Source organism: Thalassovita litoralis (assembly GCF_900182725.1).
GTDB classification, from domain to species: domain Bacteria; phylum Pseudomonadota; class Alphaproteobacteria; order Rhodobacterales; family Rhodobacteraceae; genus Thalassobius; species Thalassobius litoralis.
Map to the genome: position 1 here is coordinate 78,500 of NZ_FXTO01000007.1, position 24,871 is coordinate 103,370.

Below are 24,871 nucleotides of genomic sequence, written 5' to 3' on the forward strand. Positions count from 1 at the left end.
GAGCGCCAATGCTGAACTCGCTTTCGGGCAGATTTCTGATCCTGACGGTCATCTTCGTGATGCTGGCCGAAGTGCTGATCTTCGTTCCCTCGATTGCGCGCTACCGCGAGGATTATTTGCTGTCGCGTCTGGAACGGGCGCAGATCGCCAGTCTTGCGCTTTTGGCGGACGATATGATTTCGCCCGATCTGGAAGAGGAATTGCTGCGCAACGCCGAAGTGTTCAACGTGGTCTTGCGCCGGGATGAGGCGCGGCAGTTGATGCTGTCCTCGCCCTTGCCGCAACCGATCCATGATACGTATGACCTGCGCAATGCGCCTGCGTTTGAATTGATCCGTGACGCAATGATCCGGTTATTCGATTCTGAACCCAGGGTGATCCGCGTGGTTGGCAATCCGGTGCGCGAAGCCGGGTTGCTGATTGAAATCACCATGGAAACCGCGCCGTTGCGTATGGCGATGATAGATTATGGTTTGCGGATTTTGGTGCTTTCGGCGGTGATTTCGGCCTTTACTGCTGTGCTGTTGTTTATGGCGGTGCGGGTGTTTCTGGTGCGGCCGATCAAGGGCGTGATCGCACATATGCAAAGCTATGCCGCAAACCCCGAGGATGCGCGGCGGATCATGACGCCGGTTTCATCATTGCGCGAGCTGCGCGAAGCCGAAGAGGCGCTGGCGACCATGCAGACCCAATTGACCAGTGCGCTAAAGCAAAAAGAGCGTCTGGCGCAGCTTGGTGGGGCAGTGGCCAAGGTCAGCCACGATTTGCGCAACATGCTGACCAGCGCGCAATTGTTCACGGACCGGATCGAAATGTCCGAAGACCCCGGCGTGAAGCGTTTGGCACCAAAGCTGGTGAATTCAATCACGCGCGCGGTGCATTTGTGCGAGTCGACCTTGGCCTTTGGCAAAGCCGAAGAACCGGCCCCCCGGCTAAGTCGGGTTTATCTGGCGGATATTGTCAGCGACGTGGTGGATAGCGAACGCCTGTCGGTAGGGGATCACGATATTTCTTTTGCCGAGGATGTGCCTGCGACATTGCAGGTCCGCGCCGATGCCGAACAACTGTATCGCGTGATCTTTAACCTTGTGCGCAATGCGCGGCAGGCCATTGCGCAATCAGGCGAGCCGGGTGAAATTTCGATTCACGCCGAGGAGGACGATGCCCGTTGGTTGATTCGCGTGGCCGATACCGGGCCGGGGTTGCCGAAAAAAGCCCGTGAACACCTGTTTACCCCCTTTCAGGGCGGTGCCACCAAAGGGGGCAGCGGGTTGGGGCTGGCCATCGCGCAGGAATTGATCCGGGGTCACGGCGGTGAATTACGGCTGGACTTTACCGGTGCCGAAGGTACGGCGTTTGAAATTTCGTTGCCGCGTGGCGGGGCGGGGTAAACAAAATAAGGGATTTCAGAACGCGAATTGCGATCTTGGCAGGGCGGATGAAAAAACTTGGAAAATTCTGTTACTTTTGTGCTTGCATGTCTGCGCATCAAAGACTAAACCCCGGCTCCACGGACTGGTAGCTCAGTTGGATAGAGTACTTGACTACGAATCAAGGGGTCGGGGGTTCGAATCCTCCCCAGTCCGCCACTTTCCCTTAAGTGTTTGAATATCCAACTGACATTGCGGCGCTGCCGCAGTTGATCTTTCGACATGTAGCGTAAGTGCGCGGCAAAATGCTGCTTGCCAAATCTTTGGTTTGTGCGAAGAACGCCCGCATGAGGAGACAGACCACCCACAGGAAGACATTGCGCGGCTTCGGCACGCTTTTCTTGTCGTTCCTGATGGCTGTTCAGGTCACGTTTGCCTTTTTCCCCGGTGCCGCTGTTGCTTCTGGCGATGGCATACAGGTGGTCATTTGTGGCGCGGGTGGTCTGCGCACGATCACGATTGACCCGACCGATGGCTCTGTGTCCGAAGGTTCCGGGCAGGAAGTCGTTTCCAAATGTCCGTTTTGTGTTGTTGGTCTGGCTGTGTTGTCCGATGCGCCGGATTGTGGGCCGGTCGCGGCAGTCTATACGCCAGTGCAGCCGGTTTGGCGCGTGGCATTGGATTTGCCGGATGATCTGTGTGATCGGCCCAAGGCGATTCGGGCGCCTCCTCTTTCTCTCTGACGCCAAGCTGTTTGTCCGTTTCACATGTGCCCATCTGTTGGTGGGGGCTGTGCTGCGGATGTCTTGAATACATAGAAAATCAGAGAGATAGAGAATGAAACCCTGTTATCCGGTGCGCTTGAGCGCGACCGCAGCGCTGCTGTGCAGCCTGTCCACCCTTGCATTGGCCCAAGCAGCCGAAGTTGTGACCGATTTGGGCGAAATCGTCGTGAAAGACGATGCCGTAAAAGCCAAAGCCAGTTCGTATGAATTTACGCCTATGGGGCAAATGAGCGTCCCCGCAGCCGATGGGGGGGCATTGCTGACCTCGGTTCCCGGCGTCACGGCGGGGCGTATGGGCGGTCATGGTCTGGAGGTTGTGATTCGTGGCCAATCGCAAAACCAGTTGAACATCATTGATGGTGGATCGTTCACCTTTGGCGGCTGTCCAAACCGTATGGACCCGCCAGCCAGCATCGCGAATGTGGCGCGGGCGGATAAGATCGTGGTCGAACGCGGCTATGCCAGTGTGACACATGGGCCGGGCGGCAGCGGCGGTACGGTCATACTGGAACGCGAAGCGCCCGAATTTGACGAAAACAAACGCTGGGCCGCTGAATTCCATTCCGGGATCGCCTCGAACGCCAACACCAAAGAGGCAGGAGGCACGTTCAGCTATGATCTGGGTAATGGCTTCTACATGGAAGCCGCCGCTGAAACGCGGACCGCGGATAATTACGAGGATGGGGACGGCAACGAAATCCGCAGCGCCTATACTCAGAAATCGGCTGGGCTGACTTTGGGATATGCCAAGGACGGCGTGGAAATTGCATTGGATCTGGAACGCGACCGGGCCGAGGATGTGTTGTTCGCCGGGGCGGGGATGGATAGCCCGCTGTCGGAAACCAACACGATTCGCCTGCGTGGTGGGATAGATTTGAACCGTGGCGCCTTGCGTCGGATCGAGGGCAGCCTGTTCCAAAGCAACGTCGATCACGTCATGGACAATTATTCGCTGCGCAATCCTTCGGCCATGATGGGGATGGTCTCGCCGACGACTTCGGACACGTTTGGCGGAAAGCTGGAAGCACAGTTTGAATTTGGCAGCACCCGTGCGAAAATCGGGGTGGACCACCTGTCAAACAACCGGATGGCGCAGGGGTTCATGGGGCCGATTGCAGCGATCGAAGCCCGCGATCCCAGCCGCGAGGTGTTCTTGTCCTGGCCGGACGTCACCATCGCCCAAACCGGCGTGTATGCGGAAACCGAAACGGATCTGAATACAAAGACCTTGCTGAAGCTGGGCGCACGCTATGATTACGTCCGGGCCAGCGCGGGTATGGCGGATGTGGTGCCGGGCGCGGCCTCGGCAACCATGACCGCGAATGATTTCTATACCGCGCAATATGGCACCACGTTCGATGATGCGCGGGAAGAACATAATTTCAGTGGTCTGGCGCGTCTGGAATACAAGCTGGACCCGGCTTCGATGGTGTTTGTCGGGCTATCGCGTTCGGTTCGCACGGCGGATGCCAATGAACGGGCGATGGCGCGGTCCAACTGGGTGGGGAACCCGGATATTAATCCGGAAAAACACACCCAATTCGACATTGGATATGAAACCCGGCGCGATAATTGGAGCTTCAACGCTTCGGCCTATGTGGATCGGGTTGACGATTATATCCTGCGCGATGCGTTTTCGGTGGCTGGTGTTACCACCTATCGGAATGTCAGCGCGCGCCTGAAAGGTGTGGAACTGTCCGGGTCGTGGGAACGGGACGGATGGGAGATTCTGGGCGATGCGACCTGGACCTATGGCCAAAACCGTACCGACGACCGGGCCTTGGCGCAAATTCCGCCGTTGCAGGGGCAGTTGACTGTTTCTTACGGTCAGGATTTGTGGCGGGCCGGTGCGCGGGTGAACTGGGCGTTGGAGCAGGATCGGATCGACCCGTCCCGCGATCCCGCAGCGACGCCGGGGTATACAACGTTGGACTTGTTCGGCAGCTACAAAGTCTCGAAAAACGCTGTGCTGTTGGCTGGCGTCGATAACGTGACCGATGAAACCTATGCCAACCATCTCAGCCGGTCGAATTCATTCGATCCGACCTTGGTGCAGGTGAATGAACCGGGGCGGACCTTTTATGTAAAGCTCGAAGCCCGGTTCTGATCGAGTAATAAGCGCGGCCCATTGGGGCCACGTTCACGCTTTGCTGTCGCCGGGGCATCCTTGGCGGCAGCATCTTTCCCTCCGGCACCCCGCTTGTCGTATAGGCCCGCATCGGCGGGGGAGGTGGCCAATTATGCGGCTTGATGGCTTTTCGGGGGCGTAGTCATCGGTGTTCGTTCGCGCTCTCTTGGCGTCGGGATGGGGCTGGGCTAGGGTTCGGCCAACAGGACAGCGAAGGAGTGCGCATCATGGAAATGAATGACCAGCGGGTGATCAAGGCGGACCGGGCGACGGTTTGGGCGGCGTTGCTAAGCCCCGAAGTGCTGAAAGAATGTGTTCCCGGTGCGCAAGAGGTGACAGGCAACCCCGAAGACGGGTTCGAGGCGACCGTGGTGCAAAAGGTTGGCCCGGTGAAGGCGACCTTCAAGGGGCAGGTGACGCTGTCTGATATGGTCGAACTGGAAGGGTTGACCCTGACCGGCGAAGGCAAAGGCGGGGCTGCCGGGTTTGCCAAGGGCGGGGCTAAGGTCACGCTGGCGGATGCCGAAGAGGGCGGAACCCTGTTGAGCTATGACGTCGAAGCCAAGGTCGGGGGAAAACTGGCCCAATTGGGAAGCCGCCTGATTGATGGCTTCGCCAAGAAAATGGCGGACGAATTTTTCACCCGCTTCCAAGATGCGCTGGAAGGCCCGGACGAAGGCGAAGACGCTGCTGACGAAGACGAAGGTCAGAAAAAGGGTTGGTTCAGCAAGTTACGGGGAAAATAACGGCACGCGGATCAGTTTCCGCATCTGACGCAAAAATTTGGGGCCGGGTTTGGCAGGTGCGAACCCGGCCCTTCTTGTTTGTCACTGTCCGACATTCTACATGGGCCTGTATGAAACGCTTTATCCCCTTTCTGAAAACGCCCCCGCGTGTGGCGGTGATCCGGCTGCAAGGTGTCATTGGCACCGGGCGCGCCCCGTTGAATGATGCTGCTTTGGCCCCGGTCATTGAACGCGCTTTTCGCAAGGGGAAACCCAAGGCGGTCGCGCTGATCATCAATTCGCCGGGGGGATCGCCCGTACAATCGGCGCTGATTGCCGCGCGTATCCGCCGTCTGGCGGATGAAAAACAGGTGCCAGTTCACGCCTTTGTCGAGGACGTGGCCGCATCTGGCGGGTATTGGCTGGCGGCGGCGGCGGATCATATCTGGGCCGATTATGGGTCCATCGTCGGGTCGATTGGTGTGATTTCTGCCGGATTTGGCGCGCATGAATTTCTGGCAAAGCACGGGATCGAACGGCGGGTTTATACCTCGGTCAAATCCAAGTCGATGCTGGACCCGTTCAAACCGGAAAAACCTGAAGACGTGGACCGGCTAAAGGAAATTCTGGGGGATATGCACAAGGGGTTTGAAACCTATGTGCGGGACCGCCGGGGGGCCAAATTGGCGGATGACCCGGATCTGTTTACCGGGCGTGTTTGGCTGGGCGAAAAGGCACAGGCCTTGGGCCTGATTGACGGGCTGGCCCATGCCGAGCCAAAGCTGAAAGACCTGTTCGGGGACAAGGTGAAATTCATCCGTTACGGGCGTAAACGGGGGCTGTTGTCCCGGTTTGGCGCTCAATTGGCCGATGACGCCCTGACGGGTATCGAAGAACGCGCAGCCTATGCGCGGTTCGGGCTGTGACATGATCCTGAAAGCGGTCACATTTTTCCTGATTGGCATGGCGGTTCTGGCCATGTTCGGAAAGCTGCGCTTGCCGGGGCAAAAGAAATTGCAATCCAAACGCTGCCCCCAGTGCGGGCGGTTCAAGATCGGGTCGGGGCCATGCCCCTGCCGCAAAGGAGTTCGCTGAGATATGGATTGGGTATATGCCGGATTGGGCCTTGTGATCCTGCTTCTGGCCGGGGATGCCTTGGTCAAAGGGGCGGTGAACCTTAGCCTGCGGGTGGGGATTCCGGCGCTGATTGTCAGCTTGACGATTGTGGCCTTTGGCACATCTGCACCGGAATTGCTGATTTCCATCACCGCCGCGCTGGAAGGTGTGCCGGGGATCGCATTGGGCAATGTGGTTGGGTCCAATACGGCCAATATCCTGTTGGTTTTGGGGATTCCGGCCCTGTTGGCAACGATGCACAGTTCTGAATGCGAAACCCGAAAAAGCTATGTCATGATGATGGCGGGGTCGGTGCTGTTCATTGCCTTGGCCTTCATGGGGCCGTTTTCTTACGCCAGTGCCGGGATTTTATTGGTGGCGCTGGGGTTCGTTCTGTACGACGCCATTCGGGATGCCCGCGCCCACCGTGCCGCCGGGCAGGATGCGGAACTGGAAGAACCCGAAGGCGCGGACCCGGATATGCCGTGGTGGAAAATCGGGATGTTTCTGGCTTTGGGTTTGGTTGGTTTGCCGCTGGGGGCCAATCTGCTGCTGGAAGGGGCGGTTAGTATCGCGCGTGATTTTGGCGTCAGCGAAACCGTGATTGGGCTGACGCTTGTGGCGGTTGGGACATCTTTGCCGGAACTGGCGACAACCGTGATGGCGGCGCTGCGGCGTCAGGCCGATGTGGCTTTGGGTAACGTCATTGGGTCCAATATATTTAATTTGCTGGCAATCATCGGTATTGCCGCGCTGGTCAGCCCGATCCCTGTGGACCCGCAATTCCTGCGGTTTGATTTGTGGGTGATGCTGGGCGCTTCGGCATTGCTGTTCCCGTTTGTGTTCCTGAAATGGAATATCACTTGGGTCTGGGGGCTGATCCTGACCGCGCTGTATGGCCTGTATGTTCTGGCTGTGTTGATCATCTGAGGACGGAGACAGATATGCCCCTTGCACTGGTGACTGGTGGCGCGAAACGGCTGGGCCGGGCGATGGCCGAATATCTGGGGGCGCGGGGCTATGATGTGGCCGTGCATTATTCCAGTTCCGAGGACGAGGCGACAGAGGTCGTCGCCGCCATTCGGGGCATGGGGCGGGCGGCCCATGCGTTTCACGCGGATCTGCTGGACGAAGCGCAGACACAGGCCTTGATGCCCGTTGTGGCCGCGCATTTTGGGGCGCCTGTGACCTGTTTGATCAACAATGCCTCGATCTTTGAATATGACCGTCTGGAAACCGCCAGCCGCACAAGTTGGGACCGGCATTTTGAATCGAACCTGCGCGCGCCGTTCGTGTTGACGCAGGCGATGGCGAAACATGTTCCGCAGGCGGTGCCGGATGACACCGGCGAACCAAGGGCGCAGGGGTTGGTGGTTAATATGATCGACCAGCGCGTGCGCAAGCTGACACCGGAATTTATGACCTATACCTTGGCCAAGATGGGGCTGTGGGCGTTTACCCAGACCGCTGCACAGGGATTGGCCCCGCATGTACGGGTCAACGCGATTGGACCGGGGCCGACGCTTCGGGGGGGGCGGCAGACCGAAGATCACTTTCAGCGCCAGCGCGAGTCGACGATTTTGCAACGTGGTGCAAACCCGTCTGATGTGACGGCGGCGCTGGGGTTTTTGATCGATTCCCCTTCGGTGACAGGGCAGTTGATTTGCGTTGATGGCGGTCAACATTTGGGATGGAAAACCCCGGATATTCTTGGGGTTGAATAGCATTTCAAAAGTATCTTTAGAAAAGTTGTGCACCGCTCACGGTTCCGTTACGGAAGCGTTACAAAAGTGCTAATGATTTCAATGTTTTGCTATAGGTGTAAAAATATATCGTTAAAAATCATATGGTTATTTATGCGCCTAAAAAATAGGCAAATCGCCGAAACCGCTTTGAGACAAGGAAAAATCGCGGATACCCATAAGTTATCGGCAGAGTTATCCACAGGTTTCGTGGAAGGTTTCGCTCTTGCCCCTGATGCGTAAAGATTGCAGCCATATTCAAGAATCATAACGTCTGAACAATGCCGGAAACCGATCCCAACCGCAGCGCGGAAAAACAGCCTTTGACGGGTCATGCCCTGATCCAGTCCTATCTGAAATTACTGGATGCCTCGCCGGGGGTTTACCGGATGCTGGATGCACAGGCGCGGGTTCTGTATGTGGGCAAAGCACGCAACCTGCGGGCGCGTGTGTCGAATTATGCGCGGCGCACCGGGCATTCCGAACGGATCGCGCGGATGATCCGCGAAACCGCCTCGATGATGTTTCTGACCACGAAAACAGAAACCGAAGCGCTGCTGCTGGAACAGAACCTGATCAAGCAGCTAAAGCCGCGCTATAACGTGTTGCTGCGGGACGATAAGTCTTTTCCGAATATTTTGGTGACGACCGGCCACGCCTTTCCGCAGATCAAGAAACACCGGGGCGCGAAAAAGGAAAAAGGGGCCTACTATGGCCCATTCGCCAGCGCGGGGGCGGTGAACCGGACGCTGAACCAATTACAGCGCGTGTTCTTATTGCGGAATTGCCCGGATTCACAATTCGACACCCGGACGCGCCCGTGTCTTCTGTATCAAATCAAACGCTGTTCTGGCCCATGTGTCGGCAAGGTTAGCGCAGACGATTATCGTGCATCGGTCAAGGATGCGCAGCAATTCCTGTCTGGTCGATCGACAGGCATTCAAGAAGCCCTTGCCGCGCAAATGATGGAAGCCTCGGACGCGATGGAGTTTGAACGGGCCGCCGCATTGCGGGATCGTATCCGGGCGCTGACGCAGGTTCAGACGGCGCAGGGTATCAACCCCCATACAGTGACCGAGGCCGACATTGTGGCGCTGCATCTGGAAAGCGGGCAGGCCTGTGTACAGGTGTTTTTCATCCGGGCCGGGCAGAATTGGGGCAATCGGGATTTCTATCCGCGTGTTGGCGAAGGGATCGAAGCCGCCGAGGTGCTGGAGGCATTTTTGGGGCAGTTCTACGATACCAAGGAGCCCCCGAAACAGGTGATCCTGTCCCATCCCATCGAAAATGCCGACCTGATGGAACAGGCGTTGAGCCAGAAGCTGGGGCGCAAGGTTGAATTGTTGGTGCCGCAGCGGGGCGAAAAGGCGGAACTGGTGTCCGGGGCCGCGCGGAATGCGCGGGAAAGTCTGGCGCGGAAAATGTCAGAATCGGCGGCGCAGTCAAAGCTGCTGGCGGGGCTGGCCGATGCCTTTGGGCTGGATGGTCCACCGCAACGGATCGAGGTTTACGACAACTCGCATATTCAGGGGACCAATGCGGTTGGCGGCATGATCGTGGCCGGGCCGGACGGGTTCATGAAAAACCAGTACCGCAAATTCAACATCCGGGGCGATGATCTGACCCCCGGCGATGACTTTGGCATGATGAAAGAGGTGCTGACCCGCCGCTTCAAACGATTGCTGAAAGAAGACCCCGACCGGGACAAGGGGCTGTGGCCTGATCTGTTGTTAATTGACGGTGGCGCGGGGCAGGTGTCCGCCGTGATGGAAATTATGGAGGAGTACGGGGTCGAGGATATTCCGATGGTCGGTGTCGCCAAAGGCGTGGATCGTGATCACGGCAAAGAAGAATTCCACCGTTCCGGCCAGCGTCCCTTTGCGCTGCGGATGAACGATCCGGTTTTGTATTTCGTGCAACGTTTGCGGGACGAAGCGCACCGTTTTGCCATTGGCACCCACCGCGCCAAACGCGCCAAATCCGTGGGGGTAACCCCGCTGGACGAGGTGCCGGGCGTCGGGGCCACGCGGAAACGGGCGCTGTTGGCGCATTTCGGGTCGGCCAAGGCGGTCAGCCGCGCAAACCTTGCGGATCTGAAGGCAGTTGATGGCATTTCCGATGCGCTGGCCGAAGCCATTTATGGGTTTTTCCACGAAAGCGGCTGATCAGGCCGCCAGCGGCAACGTGACGATAAAAGTCGTGCCGTGGCCCAGTGTGCTTTCGTACCGCACGGACCCATCGTGTGCTTCCAGAATTTCCTGCGTGATATTCAGACCCAGCCCAGAGCCGCCCCGCGACCGTGTTGCCGCTGAATCCACCTGACTGAAGCGGCCGAATACTTTTTCTTCGCTGCCGGGCGGGATGCCGACGCCATGATCGCGTACTGTAATGGAAACCTGCCGCCCCTTTTGCCGCAGCGCGACATCCACCGTTTTGCCGTGGTCAGAAAACTTGGCGGCATTCGACAGCAGATTTGCCATGACTTGTGACAGGCGTTTCTGATCCCCTTCGATATAGCAGGGGGTGGCGGGCAGATCGACCGTGGCCGCAACCCCATAGCTATCCAGATAGGATTTATTGGCCTCAATCGCTTCTTTGATCATGGGACGCAGGTCCAGCCGTTCCATTTTGAATTCCATCAATCCCTGTTCCATGCGCTGAAGATCCAGCAGGTCGTCAATCAGGGCTTTCAGGCGGCGGGTGTTGCTGGCTGCGATTTCGATCAGTTGGGCGGATTGTTCAGGAAGCTCATCCTTTGCCGTCATCCGCACGATGTCCAGCGCCCCCTGAATCGACGTCAGGGGGGTGCGCAATTCGTGGCTGACCGTGGACAGGAAATCTGATTTGGCCTGACTGGCTGCTTGTGCCTGCTGTGCGGCCTGTGCCAGCATGTCAGCCTGCATTTGTTGCTCGGTGACGTCAATAAAGGCAATCGTCCAGCCAACTGCGGGGCCTTTCGGATTGATGGGGCTGGGCAGGGCGGTCAGGCGTGGGTCAAAACTGCGGTTTTCCCATGTCATTGCGCTTTGGGGGGGCAGGCTGCCGCCGGTAACGGCCCGCGCCACCAAAGGCCCGATCGTCGGATGTGTGCGCAGTGCCGTACCGATGGCCAGCTTTTCCATTCCTAGCATTTCTTGGGCTTGCAGATTGGCGCCGGACAACAAACCTTCGTCGTCGAAAATGATGATGGGGCTGCGTGTGTCATTGAAAAGAATATCACGGGCGATGGCCGTGATATCCATCATTCGGTTGTTGACGATCAGCCAGCCAAAGGCCGCTACCACGAAAGCGAACATGAAAGGTGTCGGATCAAATCCGAATACCGTCACATCCCCCAGCACGTAGGCAAGGTTGCCGGTGATCGGAACCAGTGTGATCAGCAAAAGCGTGACAAAAAAGGGGCGCAATTGCGGGTTGGCGCGTCGCAGCGATGCCACCCCAATTCCGATCGAAGCCAGCATGAAGGCATAAACATAGCCCACCGCCAAATAGAAAAATGGCCCGTGGTCGAACTGTGCAGAAAGACGGCCATCCACCTGCGTCAGCCGGGTGGCTTCGGTGTACATCAGATGATGGTAGCCATTGCTGAAGGCCACGAGGGAAATGATCGGCGGCGCGATCCAGAGCGAGAAGCGTTTGAGTTGTGGCAGCGATGCGTCATGCCCCAACGCGTAGTGAAACAGGAACATCGTCCAGGCGGATGGCATAAGGATGATGCCGGGCCAAGCGGCCTGCGCCCAGAACAGTTTGCAGCCCAGCGTTTGATTCGACATTTCCATTCCGGCGGCAAACAGCCACCACAGCATCCCGGCTTCGGCCGCCAGAAACGCCCGCTTGCCCGCGAACTGGTGCTGACGCCAGACCCATAGCGCGAACAGAAATGATCCGGTAAATACCGCCATCGTGCCGACAACTGGCAGATCGAAAATATCCGGTGTCAGGCAGATCACGGTTGGGTCCCTTGTTATGTGTTTTACACCGTGCCGGCGCCGTCGCAGGGTGTGGTGTGCTCAATTAAAAATTGAGTCTGTGGCATAAGTTTGTCCTTATAAGGTATTTGCAAAGATATTCCACGGTTCATCGGTCGGATGTCGCGCCTGCGTAAACGGTGCTTTTCTGTTGCGCAGGAACCGGGTAGGAAAGCGGATATGAAATGGACGCTCCCGAATATCCTGACGGTTGGCCGTCTTCTTGCCGCCCCCGGCGTGGCGGTGATGTTTTTGTATTTCACGCGCCCCTATGCCGACTGGCTGGCCCTGCTGCTGTTCGTCAGTGCAGCAGCGACGGATTGGTTGGATGGCTATCTGGCGCGGCTGTGGAAACAAGAAAGCAAATTCGGCGCGATGCTGGACCCGATCGCGGACAAGGCGATGGTGGTGATCGCGCTTGTGGTGCTGACGGGCTATTCCGGGATGAATCCGTGGCTCATTCTGCCTGCTACCGTGATTTTGTTCCGCGAAGTTTTCGTATCCGGATTGCGCGAATTCTTGGGTGCGGATTCCGGACGGTTGAAGGTAACGAAACTGGCCAAGTGGAAAACCACCGCGCAAATGGTGGCGATTGCCACGCTGTTCTTGGGAACCGGGCTGGATTATCTGGCAAAGGGGCGGGCGCCCCGCGCCGGGGAAGGCGATATTCCAACCGGGGCCGGTTTGGCCGATCTTGCGACTCATGTCGGGCTGGCCCTGATCTGGGTGGCCGCTATCCTGACGGCTGTGACAGGGTGGGATTATTTCCGAAAATCCCTTCCGTATCTAAGGGATGAGCGCTGATGGATGTTTTGTATTTTGCATGGGTCCGGGAACGGATCGGCATACCAAAGGAAAAGGTGGACACCAACGCCACCACGGTTGCTGAACTGGTTGACGAATTGCGCGCGCGGGAAGAACGCTATGCTGCGGCATTTGCGGACCTGAGCGCCTTGCGGGTGGCGGTGGATCAGGAGCTGACAGATTTCGATGCGCCCTTGGCCGGTGCGCGTGAAGTGGCGTTTTTCCCACCTATGACAGGGGGATAAGCCATGTCGGTGCGGGTTCAACAGGCCGCTTTTGATCTGGGCGCTGAAACCGAAGCCTTCGCCAATGCGCAGGCAGATATGGGCGCTGTGGTGACGTTTACGGGAATCGTGCGCGATTTGCCGGGGGTAGGTCTGGACCGGATGGTGATCGAACATTATCCGGGGATGACCGAAAAGGCGCTGGAAAAGATCGAACAAGACGCGCGTGACCGCTGGTCCTTGGGGGATGTGTTGATCATTCATCGCTATGGGGCACTGGCCCCGAACGAGCGGATCATGATGGTTGCCACTGCATCGAAACACCGCAAGGATGCGTTTGAATCTGCTGAATTTCTGATGGACTATTTGAAGTCCCGCGCGCCGTTCTGGAAAAAGGAATTTACCGGAGCCAGCGCGGATTGGGTGGCAGCCAAGGACGAGGACGAGGCCGCGCTGACCCGCTGGTAAGCGTTAGCCCCCCGGTATTCCACACGGCACCCGTGGGCGGAATGGCTACGTTTGTGGCTGGGTTTATGGTACTCTGGTCCCCTGTGCGCATGATCGCATCCCGGACCGAGGCTCAGAATGACACTGTTTTCCCTGACCAATCCCGTGTTTGAAACCTATGTGATTGCGGCGGCCCTGATGGTGCTGAAGGTGATGGGGCAGGGGTGGATGACTGTGTACCGGATGATGAAAAGCAATTCGGGATTAGCCAGCCCCGAAGATGTGCAGCGCGGGATATTGAATAAATCCCCCGATCCGGCGCAGTTGGACCGCAACGATTATGTGGACCGATCTCGCCGGATGCATCGCAACGATCTGGAAAATATCCCGGCTTTCTGGGTCGCTGGGTTGCTTTTCGTGGCGGTCAATCCGGCGTTATGGCTGGCGCAGGTGTTGATGTATGGCTTTGTCTTGGCCCGCGCGGCGCATTTTGTGGCTTACGCGACCAAACAAACCCACGAAATACGGGCAACATTCTACACCACCGGATCATTGATCGTGATCTATATGGCGCTGCATACGCTGTGGGCCGTGCTGAGCGCAGCCTAAGCGCCCGTCGTCAGCGGGCCGCGTTGGTGCGTTCGATATAGGCACGCAGTTCTTCGGCTTCGTGCCGGGCTTCGCGCAGACCGTCCATCGTGGCAGAAAGTTCCGCTTCGGCCTGTGCCAACTGGTTGGTCAGTTCCGCTTCGCGCTGCTGCAAATAGGTGATCGCCTGATCGCGGGTTTCTTCGGCCTCGTGCAGTTCCTGAGCCATTTTTTCCAGTTCCCCCATGTCGGATTTTGACACGCGGGTAAAACGGTGGATCAGCCAGTTGGCGAACCAGCCCACACAGAAGGCAATGAACAGGACAATCGCGGTGGCGATTATGAATTTAACTCTATTCATCGTTTGATCCTCCTTCCGCCGCCGCATCCGCGGGGTCGATGGCTTGTTCTGTCGCTGCTTCTTGGGCGGATTGCGCGATGGATTCAAGGGTGGTTTCCGGTTCCGGCGTTGGCTCGGGGCGGATCAGTTTGAATTCGATCCGCCGGTTCGCGTCGCGGCCTTCTTCGGTTTCGTTATCGGCGATTGGCTGTTCTTCACCAAACCCCTTGGCGGTGAAGGAACTGGTCAGCACCTTGCGTTCGCGCAGGGCGTTCAGCACGGCCTGCGCCCGTCTCTGGCTGAGCGCCTGATTCATTTCCTCGCGGCCCTGACTGTCAGTGTGGCCGCCAACCTCCATACGGATTTCGCCGCATTGTTTCAGAATTTCGGCGATGTCATCCAGAATGGCAGCGGCTTCCTGATCGGGCTTATCCGATCCGGGTTCAAAGTTGATTTTCCGGGTTTTCAGAATCTCGCCAATCCGGGCTTCGCATTCTTCGGGGGTGGGAATGGACGCGACGGGGTCCAGCGCTTCGACATAGTCAACGCTCAGATCGAAGCGTTCCTTTTCCCCCAGTTGATTGGCAAACAGGCGGGCGATTTCGGCGCTGGCATCGGGATTGCCGGTTTTGCCGGACAGGGTGATCAGCGCGGGCGTAACCATAACATACCCGTTGGATAGCCGCGAAAGCCCGTCCAGCGCGGTCAGCACCCGCAAGCCCCAGCTATCGGGTAGGCTGTCGTCCAGCCGCGCCGCTGTGTGAATGACGGCGGTGCCAAACCGCGCCTTGGCAAAGGTTTCGGCGGCGGTGCGGGTCAGTTCGTCGGTCAGGCGACCCCGCAACTGCACCAGCCCCTCGGGGGACAGTGTGGCGGTGAATTCCGGCACGTCGGTGGCGGCGTCTTTCTTTTCGGGTTTGGGCAGGACCGAATGCAGGGCGAACACGTCGGGCAGGGCGTTTTCCAATTCCCCTACGACCCGATCAAACTGCCCTTGTGCGGTGCCTTCGGCGGCAACCAGTGTGACATCCGCATCCGAGAAGGTCACAGACCCTTGTCCCAGTTCGGTCAGGGCGGTCAGTGCCGTTTCAACGGCATCCGCCCAATTCGGAGAGGGAACCCCCAATCCGATCACGCAGTTGGGTTTTCCGGTCATCCCGGCCTTTTCGGCGGCGGCGATGATCCGCGTGCGCGCGTCTTCGTCTTCGGCTGAACAGGCATCGAAACGCGGGCCGTTTTCATCAATAAGAAACCGCAGGGTAAACGGGGTAATGACCGGGCGCGGCGCAGAAATATTCAGGGTCAGATCCAGATCGTCTGGTGCGGTACGGTTCAGGTCGGCTTCCAGTTTGCGCTTGTCATCGGCACTGTTGGACATTGCGCGGATTTCAACCGCTCCGGCGGCCACCGATACCTTGCTGCGGGGCAGGGATTTCAGCGCCCGGATCGCGTAATCCAGCGTATCGTCCCACGCATCGGGAACCGGATAGTCGGCGGTTTCCAGCAGGTCCGTCACCTTGCCATTCGCGGCCAAGGGTCTGATTTTGGCCATCAGCTCGGCGCGGTCGGTCGACGCGGGGACCAGCCCGATCAGGGAAATGCCGCCATCGTTGCGCAGGATTTCAATGGAAAATCGTGGCGCCTGAAGTTTCGCGCTGTCGCGCACGGTCATTTTGTCGATGACCCGCGCGGCATCAACAACCCCACCCGCAGCGGACAGGGCGTTGAAACGGATCGCTTCGGTTGGGGCGGTGCCAGTCAGGAAGACTTGTAGCCCGTCGGCGTGGACCTCGGCCCAGTGCAGGCCGCGGTCATCCAGCGCACGCCGCACCCCCAGTTCCGACCCGTCTTCGATTGCTTTGACAGCAAAACCCGCACCGATCAGGCTAAGCCCGGCGGCCAGACCGAAGGTTGTGGAAATGATGGCCAAGGATGATAGTCGCATTGAGACCCGTCAGATATTACGTTCCGTTTCTTTAGGGCCATGTGCCGGGCGGTGCAATCAAAGGAACATGGCACCGGCGAAAAATAGCAAAGGGATCAATCCGGTATCCCGGTTGGCGCGAAACAGACGCAGGCAAATCCCGTTGTCGTCAATGTCCAGTTGCCGCAATTGCCAGATCATGTGCAGCCCCATTGCCCAAGGTGCGACCAGCGCCAACAGGATTGCAAAGGGGCGATCCGATTGGCCTGACATGGCCAGCAGTATCGCCAGCGCGATCAATACCACGGTTCCCACCAGAAACCGGCGTAGCCATTGCGGGGTGTTTTCCGCAAACAGCCGGGCGGTGGATTTCACACCGATCAGGGCGTCGTCTTCTTTGTCCTGATGGGCATAGATCGTGTCGTAAAACAGGGTCCAGCTAATCCCGGCAATATACAACACCACCGACGCGATATGCAGCGAACCCGTATGGGCCACCCATGCCAGCAACGCCCCCCAGTTGAACGCCAGCCCAAGGAATACCTGCGGCCACCATGTAAACCGCTTGGCAAAGGGGTAAACCGCCACGGGCAGCAGCGCCAGCACGCCCATTGCAATCGCAGCGGTGTTGAAGCTCAGCAGGATGGCAAAGGAAATCAGCGCCTGCGCGATCATCCATGTGGCGGCCTGTTTGACGCTGACCTGCCCGGATGGGATGGGGCGGCTTTTGGTGCGCTCCACCGCGCCGTCAAAATTGCGGTCGGTGATGTCGTTCCAAGTGCAGCCCGCGCCGCGCATCAGCCACGCCCCCAGACCGCAGGCAATGAAAATCCACAGATCGGTCCAGCGCGGTTGCCCGTCATGCAGAATCGCCAGCGCCAGCCCCCACCAACAGGGCAGTAGCAACAGCCACGTGCCAATGGGCCGGTCCGCCCGCGACAGCCGCAGATAGGGGCGGGTGGCGGCTGGGGCCAGATGATCGACCCAGTTGCCTTTCACGGCATCGGAAACTTGCCCGGTAGGCTCTGGCATATGGGTGTGTTCGGGCATAAGACTGTGTCCATGACTGCAAAGATACGCCTTTATGTAGATCATCCCTTGGGGGATGGGCAAACGGTTCCCTTGGACCGCGACCAAGCACATTACCTGTTTGGCGTGATGCGCCAGCAGGAAGGCGCTGACGTGGCCCTGTTCAATGGGCGCGATGGTGAATGGCTGGCGCAGGTCACGCAGGCCGGGAAACGTGGCGGCGAACTGACCTGTGTCCGGCAGACCCGTCCGTTACAGATGCCGCCGGATTTGTGGCTGTTGTTCGCCCCGATCAAAAAGGCCCGCACCGATTTCATCGTGGAAAAGGCGGCGGAAATGGGGGCGGCGAAAATCATCCCGGTACAGACAGAATACACCAATTCCGAACGCATCCGGCAGGATCGGCTGCAAGCTCATGCCGTGGAAGCTGCGGAACAATGCGGCGGCACCTATGTTCCCGAAGTCACTGATTTGCAGCGATTGGACCGGCTGTTGGCCGATTGGCCCAGCACTCGCCGCCTGATGTTCTGTGACGAGGCCGAGGCGGGCGCGGCCCGTGCCTTGGGGGCGGCCCCGCGCGGACCTTGGGCGATCCTGATCGGTCCCGAAGGCGGCTTTTCCGTAACCGAGCGGGCAAAGCTGCATGGATTGCCCTTTGCGCATGTGGTCAGCCTTGGGCCGCGCATCCTGCGGGCCGATACGGCGGCGGTGGCGGCGCTGACGGTCTGGCAACAGGCGTTGGGGGATTGGGATGGGCCGCAATCTGATTGACCGTCTGCGCGGCGCAGCGGGGTATGTTGCACGGGCGCAGGATCATCTGAATGCCGCTTTTGGCCCCAACACCGCCCGGATCGAGGAGGTTCTGAAACACGGCACCGATGCGCTGGTGATGCGCGGCCAGTTTCAGGGGCAGGAGGCGGCTTTTAAGTGGTTCCTGACGGATCGTGCCGCCGAAACCGTGCAGCGTATGGAACAGGAGTTGGGCTTTCTGTCCGAGCATCTGGGGGTTGGCCCCTATCGCGTGAACGGGTTGCTGGCGGCGCTGCCAGACCCCGGATTGGCGGTGCTGGAATGGGCAAAGGGCGAAAGGGTCAGCCTGATTCTGAAATCCGACGATGCGGCGCGGCGGGCGCAAGTGCTGCGGCTGTGCGGTGGCTGGCTGGCCGAAGTGGCCCCGCTGCGGCAGGAATTGCGCCGTTTGGGGCCACATCGGCTGAATCGGCAGGTGGCGGACCTGCGGTTTGACCACATGATCCCGCCGGACCGGGCGCTGGCGCAGGATTTGCTGCGCGGCTTGCAGCGGTTCGCCGAAGGCTTTGAGGGCGTGAAGGCGGTTCACACCATTGCCCACGGTGATTTTGCCCCGGTGAATATGGTCAGCGATGGCGCGATGGTCACGGCGGTAGATATTCAGGGCGGTACGCGGTTTCCGCTGGCCCGCATGGCCGCGCGGTTTCTGGTGGCCAAGGATCTATATTCGCGGCGCGATACGGCCCGGCGCTGGGGGCTGGATGCGGATGATATGGCACAATTCGCGTCGGAAACGCTGTTGCCTGCGCAGGAACGGGCTACTAGCTTTCCCTATTTTATCGGGCAGCAAATGCTGCATGCTGTGGTGCAGGGGTATGCGGATCGCGGCTGCCCGGTGCAAACCCGCCAGCGTCTGATCGCCTGCCTGACCGAATTGGGAACGCCATGAGCCTGATCCGCCCCGAAGCCGCCACCACCCTGAAACGCTGGGCCGAACCGTTGATTGCTGTGGGGCTGTCCCTGTTTGGGCTGTCGCTGGGACTGACCGGGTTGGGCGTGGTGAAATGGGCTGGTTTCCTGTTTACGGCAATCGGTGCGGCGTTGTTGATATTGGGCATCCGCCGCGCCCGGTTCTGGCAAGGCAGCGATGGCGCGGGGGTGGTCGAGGTGGACGAGGCCGCGATCACCTATTTCGGGCCAGAGGGCGGGGGTGCGATTCCGGTGGGCGACCTGGATAAAATCGTGCTGGTGCAGCGCCATAGTGGCAAGGCATGGTGGTTGACCAGCCGCAGTGCGCCGCCGCTGATTATTCCGGTGAATGCCAGCGGCACTCAGATGTTGTTTGACGTTTTTGCCAATCTGCCGGGGATGGATATGCAGGCGCTTTTGCGGGTTTTGGACAGCTCTGGGCCGAACGATGTCGTGATCTGGCAACGAAACGGCGCCCGGTTGCATTGACTTTGGTTTGAATAGCCCTCAATTCTTGCCGAACCTGAGGGATAGAAAAGACCGGAGCGAGACATGTCCATTCCCCAATCCGGCGGCGGGCCGATCGAGCATATGAGCCAGTTGGCCGAATATTTGGAATCCGGGTGCAAGCCCAAGGATGACTGGCGTATTGGCACCGAGCATGAAAAATTCGGGTATTGCAAAGATACGTTGAAACCCATCCCCTATGACGGGGAACGGTCCGTTTTGGCGGTGCTGGAAGGGCTACGCGATGGTCACGGCTGGACCCCGATGGAAGAAGGCGGGAAACTGATCGGCCTGACCAAGGACGGCGCGAATGTGTCGCTGGAACCCGGAGGGCAACTGGAATTATCAGGCGCACCGCTGGAAACCATCCACCAGACCTGTGATGAGGTGAACGAACACCTGCGCGATGTGAAAGACATCGCTGACAAGGTGGGCGTTGGCTTTATCGGGCTGGGGGCGGCGCCGATCTGGCAACACGAAGACATGCCGGTCATGCCCAAGGGGCGCTATAAGCTGATGACCGACTACATGGATCAGGTCGGGACGATGGGCAAATCCATGATGTACCGCACCTGTACCGTGCAGGTGAATCTGGATTTCCAGTCCGAAGCGGACATGGTGCAAAAGCTGCGCGTGGCGCTGGCCTTGCAGCCGGTTGCCACGGCGCTGTTTGCCAATTCACCGTTTTTCGAGGGGAAACCGAACGGCCATAAATCATGGCGTTCGCGGATCTGGCGCGATCTGGATCCGGCCCGCACCGGGATGTTGCCGTTTGTGTTCGACGAAGGTTTCGGCTTCCAGCAATATGTGGATTATGCCTTGGATGTGCCGATGTATTTCGTCTATCGCGATGGCAAATACATTAATGCGCTGGGGCAATCGTTCCGCGATTTCCTAAACGGGAAATTGCCTGCGCTGCCGGGCGAAACGCCAACGCTTAGCGATTGGGCGGATCACCTGACCACGGTATTCCCCGAAGCGCGGATCAAGAAATACATGGAAATGCGTGGGGCCGATGGTGGCCCGTGGCGGCGTATCTGTGCGCTTCCGGCATTCTGGGTTGGGTTGATGTATGATCAGAACAGCTTGGATGCGGCATGGGATTTGGTGAAACACTGGGACGCTGAAACCCGCGAGGCATGGCGTGTAGAAGCCTCGGTGCGTGGTTTGCAGGCCATTGTCGGCGGGCGCCGCATGATCGACCTTGCCGCCGAGGTGCTGGATATTTCCCGCAAGGGCCTGATTGCCCGTGCGCGTCCGGGGCTGGGCGGCATGGTGCAGGACGAACGGCATTTCCTGCACGCGCTGGAAGATTCCATTGAAATGGGCAAAACCCCGGCAGATGAATTGCTGGATCGCTATAATGGTGACTGGAACGGCGATCTGACCCGGATTTACGGCGAGTATAGTTACTGATCGGGCAGGGGGCGTTGCCCCCGGTCGCCTATGGCGCCCACCCCCAGAGTATTGGCGATCAGAAAGAAGCAGGTTGGTTTCTTTCTGATTTGAAATACTCCGGGGTTTGGGGCAGCGCCCCAATGCCTTTGAACTGGGCACACCCGGAGAAGAGGCGTTTCGCGTCTATTTCTTGCCGATTTTCGGTTCGGTCCCGGCGCGGATACGCGTGATATTGGCGCGATGGGTCCAGAAAATCAGCAGGGTCAGAACGCCGCCAAGCGCGATCATATCGCCATGTCCCAGAAGCACCATCCAGATGGTCGATGTGGCGGCCGCCATCAGGGCCGCGAAGGATGAAATCCGCACGACAAAAGCCGTTGCCAGCCACGTCGCACATGCGGCCAGCCCAACCGGGAAGGACAGGCCCAGCAGCAACCCAAGAAAGGTTGCCACGCCCTTGCCGCCCCGGAATTTCAACCAGATCGGAAAGCAATGGCCCCAAAAGGCCAGCGCCCCCGCCAGTTGTGCGGCGTCTTCGGCGGCAAGCGCGCGGGCCAACAGCACTGCTGCGGCCCCTTTGCCGCCATCCAGCAGCAGGGTCAGGAAGGCGGCCAGTTTATTGCCGGTGCGCAGCACGTTGGTGGCACCGATATTGCCCGATCCGATTTGGCGCAGGTTACCCAGCCCCATCAGTTTCGCAATGATCATTCCAAAGGGAACAGATCCCAGACCATAACCGATCAGCGCCCAAAGGATCAGGATCGCGGGGGGGGACATCAGTTCGGGCATTATAAGTCTCCGAAAACCTGGCGACCTGCGACAAAGGTGGCCAGCACCTTGCCCTGCATCCGCGCCCCGTCAAATGGTGTATTCTTGGATTTGGAATGCAGCGTGGCGCGGTCCATGACAAAGGGCGTGTCCGGGTCGAACAGCACCAGATCGGCTGGTGCGCCCGCAGACAGTCGCCCGCCGGGCAGGCCCAGCCGTTTGGCCGGGTTCAGCGCCATCGCGCGGAACAGGTGGGGCAGGGTCAGGTCGCCGGAATGATACAGTCGCAGCGCCGCAGGCAGGAAGGTTTCCAGCCCCACTGCGCCCGAGGCGGCCTCTTCGAACGGCAGGCGTTTGGATTCCTCGTCCTGCGGGGTGTGCATGGAGCAGATGATGTCAATCAGCCCGTGGCGCACGGCGTCAACCACGGCAAGGCGGTCGTCTTCGGAGCGCAGCGGCGGTTTAACCTTGAAGAAGGTACGATAGTCGGCCACGTCCAGTTCATTCAGCGTCAGATGGTGGATGGACGTCCCGGCGGTGATGTCCAGCCCGTTGCGTTTGGCGCGTTCCAGCGCGGGCAGGGCGCGGGCGGTGGTGATCTGATCGGCGTGGTATTTCGCGCCGGTCATTTCCAGCAGCGCAATATCACGGTCCAGCCCCATGCGTTCGGCCATTGGCGATACGGCGGGCAGTCCGCGCAGCGATGCGAATTTGCCGCTGGTCGCCGCTGCGCCGTTGGACAGGCCCGGTTCCTGCGGGTGGGCAATCACCAGCGCGCCCAGCGATTTGGCATAGGTCAGCGCCCGCGAAAATACCTTGGTGTTTTCAATCACATGATCGCAATCGGTAAAGGCCACGGCCCCCGCATCCAGTAAGAACCCGATTTCGGTCATTTCGCGGCCTTCGCGGCCCTTGGTCAGGGCGGCCATCGGGATGACGTTGACGGGGGCGGCCTCTTGCGCGCGGCGGGTAACGAATTCCAGCACTTCGGGGCTGTCGATGGTGGGGTTTGTATCGGGGCGGGTTACGATGGTGGTAACGCCCCCGGCCGCAGCGGCCAGCCCGGCGGATTTGAACGATTCCTTGTGCCGTTCACCGGGTTCGCAGACCTTTACCCCGATGTCGACGATGCCGGGGGCCAGATATTTGCCTTGTCCGTCAATCACGGTGGCCCCGTCCGGCACGGCCAGTTCCATGCCATATCCGGCGATTTTGCCGTTTTGCAACAGGATCGAGCCATGTTCGACCGCGCTGGTTTCCGGGTCGATCAGGTGAACATTGGTGATCAGCGTGGCGGTCATGTGTGTTTCCCCCTAAGGGCTTGGGTCAGGGCCGCGTCCAGCGCGGGCATTTGGGTGGCGGCGATCGGCCAGTTCAGGCTCCAGCTGCGCATGATGCCGGTCTGGCTGTGCAGGGTCAGGCGTCCGGGCAGGTTGAGCGCACGGCGGATCGGGCCGCGGGTCAGAGTGTAATTCACCTGTGTGCCGAACGGAAGCGATTGTTCGATGACACCTTGATGACGCAGGGCGGCGGTTTCGGTGATTTCAAATCGCACGCGGGCGCGATCAATCAACAGGGTGATGGCAACCGGCAGCAGGATCAGGGCCAGCCCTAAGGCCACCCCAGACAGCACCGATTGCACATACAGGACCATCCATGCCGCACCGCCCAGCCCCAGAAGGGCAGGCACCGGGCCTTTGGCGATCATGGCGTAAAGCGGGTGTTCGGATTGCACATCATTCAGCGTTTGATGCCACAGGATCATGGGTACTGGCCTTCCTGAATATCACGAAGCAGGTGGAACACTTTGGGTCCGTCGGGCAGGCGTTCAAACCCGATGCGCGGGGCGGGGGCGGGGTTTTTGGCCCCTGCCCGCAGCCGTCGCGGGACGGGGTCGGGCAGGATGTGAAAGGCAAATGTCACGGTATGGGGGGCGTTCCCTTCCAGCGCGACGGGGCTGTTGGGGGTGATGACATATGATTTCAGCCGCTTGCCCTGAAATGGCAGATCGGTGGCGATATAGGCGCGTTTATTGCTCAGCGTGTACCATGTGCGGCGGTATTGGCGGGGCTTTTGTAAAACGCCGACATACAGCAGCAATGCTGCCAACGGCAGGTGAACCATCACCATCGGCCATTTTTCATCGGTCGCGGTGGCCCAAAGCACAGTGCTGAACAGCAAGAACAGCCCGAACAGACCCGTGGTCGGACCGATTTCCGACAGGGACATGGACGGATCAGGACGCCCCTGCCACAGGATGTATTCATCCGCATCCAGAATGTCGTCCCAGTCCATGCCTTGTCTGGTCATGATTGTGGCCCAGGCTGGTCGCTGCTGCGGATGTCGCGCATCAGCCGGTATACGTGATGTCCGTCGGTGATGCGATCAAACCCAACGCGGCGGGTGCGGGTGCGGTTTTTCGTGCGATAGGTTTCGGTGGCAAATTGCACGGCGGCAAAGCGGCCCTCGTCTTCCATGCTGAGGGGGCTGGTGCTGTCGATGGCATAGGATTTCAGCCGCTTGCCACGAAAGGGCAGATCGGTGGCGATAAAGGCGCGTTTGTTGGTCAGCGTGTACCATGTGTGGCGGTATTTATAGGGTTTGCCAAAGACCGCACCAAAGGCAAGGCCTAGCCCGACCGAAAAATGGATCAGCCCGAACATCCAGAAAATCCCGCCCGCCTTGGACGCCATGATCATCCAAAACAGCGCGAAACCGGCAAAGAACAGGCCAAACAACGCAGGCAGCAGGCTGAGCGGGGAAATCACGACGGCGCCGTCGGGGCGTCCCTGCCACAGGATTTGTTCGTCCTGATCCAGAATGTCCTCCCAGCCCTGTGCGGTGGTCATGGTCGCCCCCCGGCCTGAACGCGCTGAATGGCGGCGCGGGTGGCGGGTTTGTCGGCCAGATATTTCAGCAGGTGCTTGTCGCCCGACAGGGTCACGATCTGGATGGCCGATCCCAGCGAGCGGATTTGTTTGATTTCAGACAGGTGCACGGCGCGGCCCTGTGGACCCAACAGGCGTTGGTTGGTCAGATCCCAACGCGCCTGCAATTCATCCGACGCGACATAGAACGCCCGCACCGCAATGGCCGCCAACCCGCCCACGGCCCCGGTCCAGACATGGGGGTTTCCCATGCCCCACAGGATCGCCATGCCCACGGCCATTGCAATCGCCGCCAGCCAAGCGTGATCGCGCCAATAGGTCGACCGATCCGCCGGGATTTGTAGCAGCACTTCCTCGTCCGGGTTCAGCGGGGTGGTGGGGGTCATTGCGCCATACATCGG

At 59.2% G+C, this 24,871-nt stretch carries 27 protein-coding genes and 1 tRNA gene; 18 read left to right on the top strand and 10 right to left on the bottom strand.

Annotated elements, in window-relative coordinates:
* The first annotated feature begins 8 nt into the window (after positions 1-8).
* The 10 genes from FN828_RS07960 (at position 9) to uvrC (ending at position 10,031) form a co-directional block, all read left to right on the top strand.
* Entirely contained in the window at positions 9-1,391 is a 1,383-nt protein-coding gene (locus FN828_RS07960) for a sensor histidine kinase (RefSeq protein WP_142492877.1), read from the top strand.
* Positions 1,392-1,512: 121 nt separating this feature from the next.
* Positions 1,513-1,589, top strand: a tRNA-Arg gene (locus FN828_RS07965).
* Between the two features lie 128 nt (positions 1,590-1,717).
* Positions 1,718-2,113, top strand: coding sequence for a hypothetical protein (locus FN828_RS07970; RefSeq protein ID WP_142492878.1), 396 nt, complete (start codon positions 1,718-1,720; stop codon positions 2,111-2,113).
* Positions 2,114-2,207: 94 nt separating this feature from the next.
* The gene (locus tag FN828_RS07975; RefSeq protein WP_142492879.1) at positions 2,208-4,262 is read left to right on the top strand and encodes a TonB-dependent receptor domain-containing protein; all 2,055 of its coding nucleotides are present in this window, start codon (positions 2,208-2,210) and stop codon (positions 4,260-4,262) included.
* A 248-nt stretch (positions 4,263-4,510) separates the two neighbouring features.
* A complete protein-coding gene (locus FN828_RS07980) occupies positions 4,511-5,029 on the top strand; it encodes an SRPBCC family protein (protein ID WP_142492880.1) in 519 nt (172 codons plus the stop codon).
* A 110-nt stretch (positions 5,030-5,139) separates the two neighbouring features.
* Entirely contained in the window at positions 5,140-5,934 is a 795-nt protein-coding gene (locus FN828_RS07985; protein WP_142492881.1) for a S49 family peptidase, read from the top strand.
* Position 5,935: 1 nt separating this feature from the next.
* Positions 5,936-6,103, top strand: coding sequence for a hypothetical protein (locus FN828_RS20480; protein ID WP_185958968.1), 168 nt, complete (start codon positions 5,936-5,938; stop codon positions 6,101-6,103).
* Positions 6,104-6,106: 3 nt separating this feature from the next.
* Positions 6,107-7,054, top strand: a complete 948-nt coding sequence (locus FN828_RS07990) for a calcium/sodium antiporter (RefSeq protein ID WP_142492882.1) — start codon at positions 6,107-6,109, stop codon at positions 7,052-7,054.
* 14 nt (positions 7,055-7,068) lie between these two features.
* Entirely contained in the window at positions 7,069-7,848 is a 780-nt protein-coding gene (locus FN828_RS07995; protein WP_142492883.1) for an SDR family oxidoreductase, read from the top strand.
* 299 nt (positions 7,849-8,147) lie between these two features.
* Positions 8,148-10,031 (top strand): excinuclease ABC subunit UvrC, encoded by a 1,884-nt coding sequence (gene uvrC, locus FN828_RS08000; protein ID WP_142492884.1) that lies wholly within the window; start codon positions 8,148-8,150, stop codon positions 10,029-10,031.
* Here uvrC and FN828_RS08005 read toward each other — a convergent pair whose 3' ends face one another.
* Entirely contained in the window at positions 10,032-11,816 is a 1,785-nt protein-coding gene (locus tag FN828_RS08005) for a sensor histidine kinase (RefSeq protein WP_142492885.1), read from the bottom strand.
* Between the two features lie 198 nt (positions 11,817-12,014).
* On the opposite strand from FN828_RS08005, the gene pgsA reads away from it, so the two are divergent.
* The 4 genes from pgsA (at position 12,015) to FN828_RS08025 (ending at position 13,918) form a co-directional block, all read left to right on the top strand.
* The gene (gene pgsA / locus FN828_RS08010) at positions 12,015-12,638 is read left to right on the top strand and encodes a CDP-diacylglycerol--glycerol-3-phosphate 3-phosphatidyltransferase (RefSeq protein WP_142492886.1); all 624 of its coding nucleotides are present in this window, start codon (positions 12,015-12,017) and stop codon (positions 12,636-12,638) included.
* Entirely contained in the window at positions 12,638-12,883 is a 246-nt protein-coding gene (moaD, locus tag FN828_RS08015; protein WP_142492887.1) for a molybdopterin converting factor subunit 1, read from the top strand. The genes pgsA and moaD overlap by 1 nt, the downstream gene beginning before the upstream one ends.
* Positions 12,884-12,886: 3 nt before the next feature.
* The gene (locus FN828_RS08020) at positions 12,887-13,330 is read left to right on the top strand and encodes a molybdenum cofactor biosynthesis protein MoaE (protein ID WP_142492888.1); all 444 of its coding nucleotides are present in this window, start codon (positions 12,887-12,889) and stop codon (positions 13,328-13,330) included.
* Positions 13,331-13,447: 117 nt separating this feature from the next.
* A complete protein-coding gene (locus FN828_RS08025) occupies positions 13,448-13,918 on the top strand; it encodes an MAPEG family protein (RefSeq protein ID WP_142492889.1) in 471 nt (156 codons plus the stop codon).
* Between the two features lie 10 nt (positions 13,919-13,928).
* Here FN828_RS08025 and FN828_RS08030 read toward each other — a convergent pair whose 3' ends face one another.
* From FN828_RS08030 to ubiA, 3 genes are read right to left on the bottom strand one after another with little or no spacing between them, the layout of a single operon-like run.
* Positions 13,929-14,258, bottom strand: a complete 330-nt coding sequence (locus FN828_RS08030; RefSeq protein ID WP_142492890.1) for a hypothetical protein — start codon at positions 14,256-14,258, stop codon at positions 13,929-13,931.
* Positions 14,251-16,182, bottom strand: coding sequence for an OmpA family protein (locus FN828_RS08035; RefSeq protein ID WP_142492891.1), 1,932 nt, complete (start codon positions 16,180-16,182; stop codon positions 14,251-14,253). The genes FN828_RS08030 and FN828_RS08035 overlap by 8 nt, the downstream gene beginning before the upstream one ends.
* A gap of 57 nt (positions 16,183-16,239) precedes the next feature.
* A complete protein-coding gene (gene ubiA / locus FN828_RS08040; RefSeq protein WP_235891434.1) occupies positions 16,240-17,211 on the bottom strand; it encodes a 4-hydroxybenzoate octaprenyltransferase in 972 nt (323 codons plus the stop codon).
* Positions 17,212-17,223: 12 nt separating this feature from the next.
* Here ubiA and FN828_RS08045 point away from each other — a divergent pair, with 12 nt between their 5' ends.
* The 4 genes from FN828_RS08045 (at position 17,224) to FN828_RS08060 (ending at position 20,832) form a co-directional block, all read left to right on the top strand.
* Positions 17,224-17,961 carry a 16S rRNA (uracil(1498)-N(3))-methyltransferase gene (locus FN828_RS08045; protein WP_142492892.1) on the top strand — a complete coding sequence of 246 codons (738 nt, stop codon included), beginning with the start codon at positions 17,224-17,226 and terminating at the stop codon, positions 17,959-17,961.
* Complete coding sequence (locus FN828_RS08050; RefSeq protein WP_142492893.1) at positions 17,942-18,889, top strand: phosphotransferase family protein; 948 nt, start codon at positions 17,942-17,944, stop codon at positions 18,887-18,889. Before FN828_RS08045 ends, FN828_RS08050 begins: the two co-directional genes overlap by 20 nt.
* Entirely contained in the window at positions 18,886-19,398 is a 513-nt protein-coding gene (locus FN828_RS08055) for a hypothetical protein (protein ID WP_142492894.1), read from the top strand. Before FN828_RS08050 ends, FN828_RS08055 begins: the two co-directional genes overlap by 4 nt.
* 63 nt (positions 19,399-19,461) lie before the next feature.
* Positions 19,462-20,832: a glutamate--cysteine ligase gene (locus FN828_RS08060; protein ID WP_142492895.1), complete on the top strand. Its 1,371-nt coding sequence runs from the start codon at positions 19,462-19,464 to the stop codon at positions 20,830-20,832.
* Between the two features lie 165 nt (positions 20,833-20,997).
* Here the strand turns inward: FN828_RS08060 and plsY are convergent, their stop codons facing one another.
* Genes plsY through FN828_RS08090 form a run of 6 tightly spaced genes read right to left on the bottom strand, consistent with a single transcriptional unit; the run spans position 20,998 to position 24,868 of the window.
* Positions 20,998-21,603, bottom strand: coding sequence for a glycerol-3-phosphate 1-O-acyltransferase PlsY (gene plsY / locus FN828_RS08065; RefSeq protein ID WP_142492896.1), 606 nt, complete (start codon positions 21,601-21,603; stop codon positions 20,998-21,000).
* Positions 21,603-22,883 carry a dihydroorotase gene (pyrC, locus tag FN828_RS08070; RefSeq protein WP_142492897.1) on the bottom strand — a complete coding sequence of 427 codons (1,281 nt, stop codon included), beginning with the start codon at positions 22,881-22,883 and terminating at the stop codon, positions 21,603-21,605. Before pyrC ends, plsY begins: the two co-directional genes overlap by 1 nt.
* On the bottom strand, positions 22,880-23,347 hold the full coding sequence (locus tag FN828_RS08075) for a hypothetical protein (RefSeq protein WP_142492898.1): 468 nt from the start codon (positions 23,345-23,347) through the stop codon (positions 22,880-22,882). The genes pyrC and FN828_RS08075 overlap by 4 nt, the downstream gene beginning before the upstream one ends.
* Positions 23,344-23,892: a hypothetical protein gene (locus FN828_RS08080; RefSeq protein ID WP_142492899.1), complete on the bottom strand. Its 549-nt coding sequence runs from the start codon at positions 23,890-23,892 to the stop codon at positions 23,344-23,346. The genes FN828_RS08075 and FN828_RS08080 overlap by 4 nt, the downstream gene beginning before the upstream one ends.
* A complete protein-coding gene (locus tag FN828_RS08085) occupies positions 23,889-24,431 on the bottom strand; it encodes an aspartate carbamoyltransferase catalytic subunit (RefSeq protein WP_142492900.1) in 543 nt (180 codons plus the stop codon). The genes FN828_RS08080 and FN828_RS08085 overlap by 4 nt, the downstream gene beginning before the upstream one ends.
* Entirely contained in the window at positions 24,428-24,868 is a 441-nt protein-coding gene (locus FN828_RS08090) for a hypothetical protein (RefSeq protein WP_142492901.1), read from the bottom strand. The genes FN828_RS08085 and FN828_RS08090 overlap by 4 nt, the downstream gene beginning before the upstream one ends.
* Positions 24,869-24,871 lie beyond the last annotated feature (3 nt).

Coding starts and splice junctions, on each gene's coding strand:
- FN828_RS07975 (WP_142492879.1), top strand. CDS start 2,208: ATGAAACCCTGTTATCCGGTGCGCTTGAGCGCGACCGCAGCGCTGCTG.
- FN828_RS07995 (WP_142492883.1), top strand. CDS start 7,069: ATGCCCCTTGCACTGGTGACTGGTGGCGCGAAACGGCTGGGCCGGGCG.
- moaD (WP_142492887.1), top strand. CDS start 12,638: ATGGATGTTTTGTATTTTGCATGGGTCCGGGAACGGATCGGCATACCA.
- FN828_RS08045 (WP_142492892.1), top strand. CDS start 17,224: ATGACTGCAAAGATACGCCTTTATGTAGATCATCCCTTGGGGGATGGG.
- uvrC (WP_142492884.1), top strand. CDS start 8,148: ATGCCGGAAACCGATCCCAACCGCAGCGCGGAAAAACAGCCTTTGACG.
- FN828_RS08030 (WP_142492890.1), bottom strand. CDS start 14,258: ATGAATAGAGTTAAATTCATAATCGCCACCGCGATTGTCCTGTTCATT.
- FN828_RS08060 (WP_142492895.1), top strand. CDS start 19,462: ATGTCCATTCCCCAATCCGGCGGCGGGCCGATCGAGCATATGAGCCAG.
- FN828_RS08085 (WP_142492900.1), bottom strand. CDS start 24,431: ATGACCACCGCACAGGGCTGGGAGGACATTCTGGATCAGGACGAACAA.
- FN828_RS07970 (WP_142492878.1), top strand. CDS start 1,718: ATGAGGAGACAGACCACCCACAGGAAGACATTGCGCGGCTTCGGCACG.
- FN828_RS07960 (WP_142492877.1), top strand. CDS start 9: ATGCTGAACTCGCTTTCGGGCAGATTTCTGATCCTGACGGTCATCTTC.
- FN828_RS07990 (WP_142492882.1), top strand. CDS start 6,107: ATGGATTGGGTATATGCCGGATTGGGCCTTGTGATCCTGCTTCTGGCC.
- FN828_RS08050 (WP_142492893.1), top strand. CDS start 17,942: ATGGGCCGCAATCTGATTGACCGTCTGCGCGGCGCAGCGGGGTATGTT.
- FN828_RS07980 (WP_142492880.1), top strand. CDS start 4,511: ATGGAAATGAATGACCAGCGGGTGATCAAGGCGGACCGGGCGACGGTT.
- FN828_RS07985 (WP_142492881.1), top strand. CDS start 5,140: ATGAAACGCTTTATCCCCTTTCTGAAAACGCCCCCGCGTGTGGCGGTG.
- FN828_RS08055 (WP_142492894.1), top strand. CDS start 18,886: ATGAGCCTGATCCGCCCCGAAGCCGCCACCACCCTGAAACGCTGGGCC.
- FN828_RS20480 (WP_185958968.1), top strand. CDS start 5,936: ATGATCCTGAAAGCGGTCACATTTTTCCTGATTGGCATGGCGGTTCTG.
- pyrC (WP_142492897.1), bottom strand. CDS start 22,883: ATGACCGCCACGCTGATCACCAATGTTCACCTGATCGACCCGGAAACC.
- FN828_RS08080 (WP_142492899.1), bottom strand. CDS start 23,892: ATGACCAGACAAGGCATGGACTGGGACGACATTCTGGATGCGGATGAA.
- FN828_RS08020 (WP_142492888.1), top strand. CDS start 12,887: ATGTCGGTGCGGGTTCAACAGGCCGCTTTTGATCTGGGCGCTGAAACC.
- FN828_RS08090 (WP_142492901.1), bottom strand. CDS start 24,868: ATGTATGGCGCAATGACCCCCACCACCCCGCTGAACCCGGACGAGGAA.
- FN828_RS08035 (WP_142492891.1), bottom strand. CDS start 16,182: ATGCGACTATCATCCTTGGCCATCATTTCCACAACCTTCGGTCTGGCC.
- ubiA (WP_235891434.1), bottom strand. CDS start 17,211: ATGCCCGAACACACCCATATGCCAGAGCCTACCGGGCAAGTTTCCGAT.
- pgsA (WP_142492886.1), top strand. CDS start 12,015: ATGAAATGGACGCTCCCGAATATCCTGACGGTTGGCCGTCTTCTTGCC.
- FN828_RS08025 (WP_142492889.1), top strand. CDS start 13,448: ATGACACTGTTTTCCCTGACCAATCCCGTGTTTGAAACCTATGTGATT.
- FN828_RS08075 (WP_142492898.1), bottom strand. CDS start 23,347: ATGATCCTGTGGCATCAAACGCTGAATGATGTGCAATCCGAACACCCG.
- plsY (WP_142492896.1), bottom strand. CDS start 21,603: ATGCCCGAACTGATGTCCCCCCCCGCGATCCTGATCCTTTGGGCGCTG.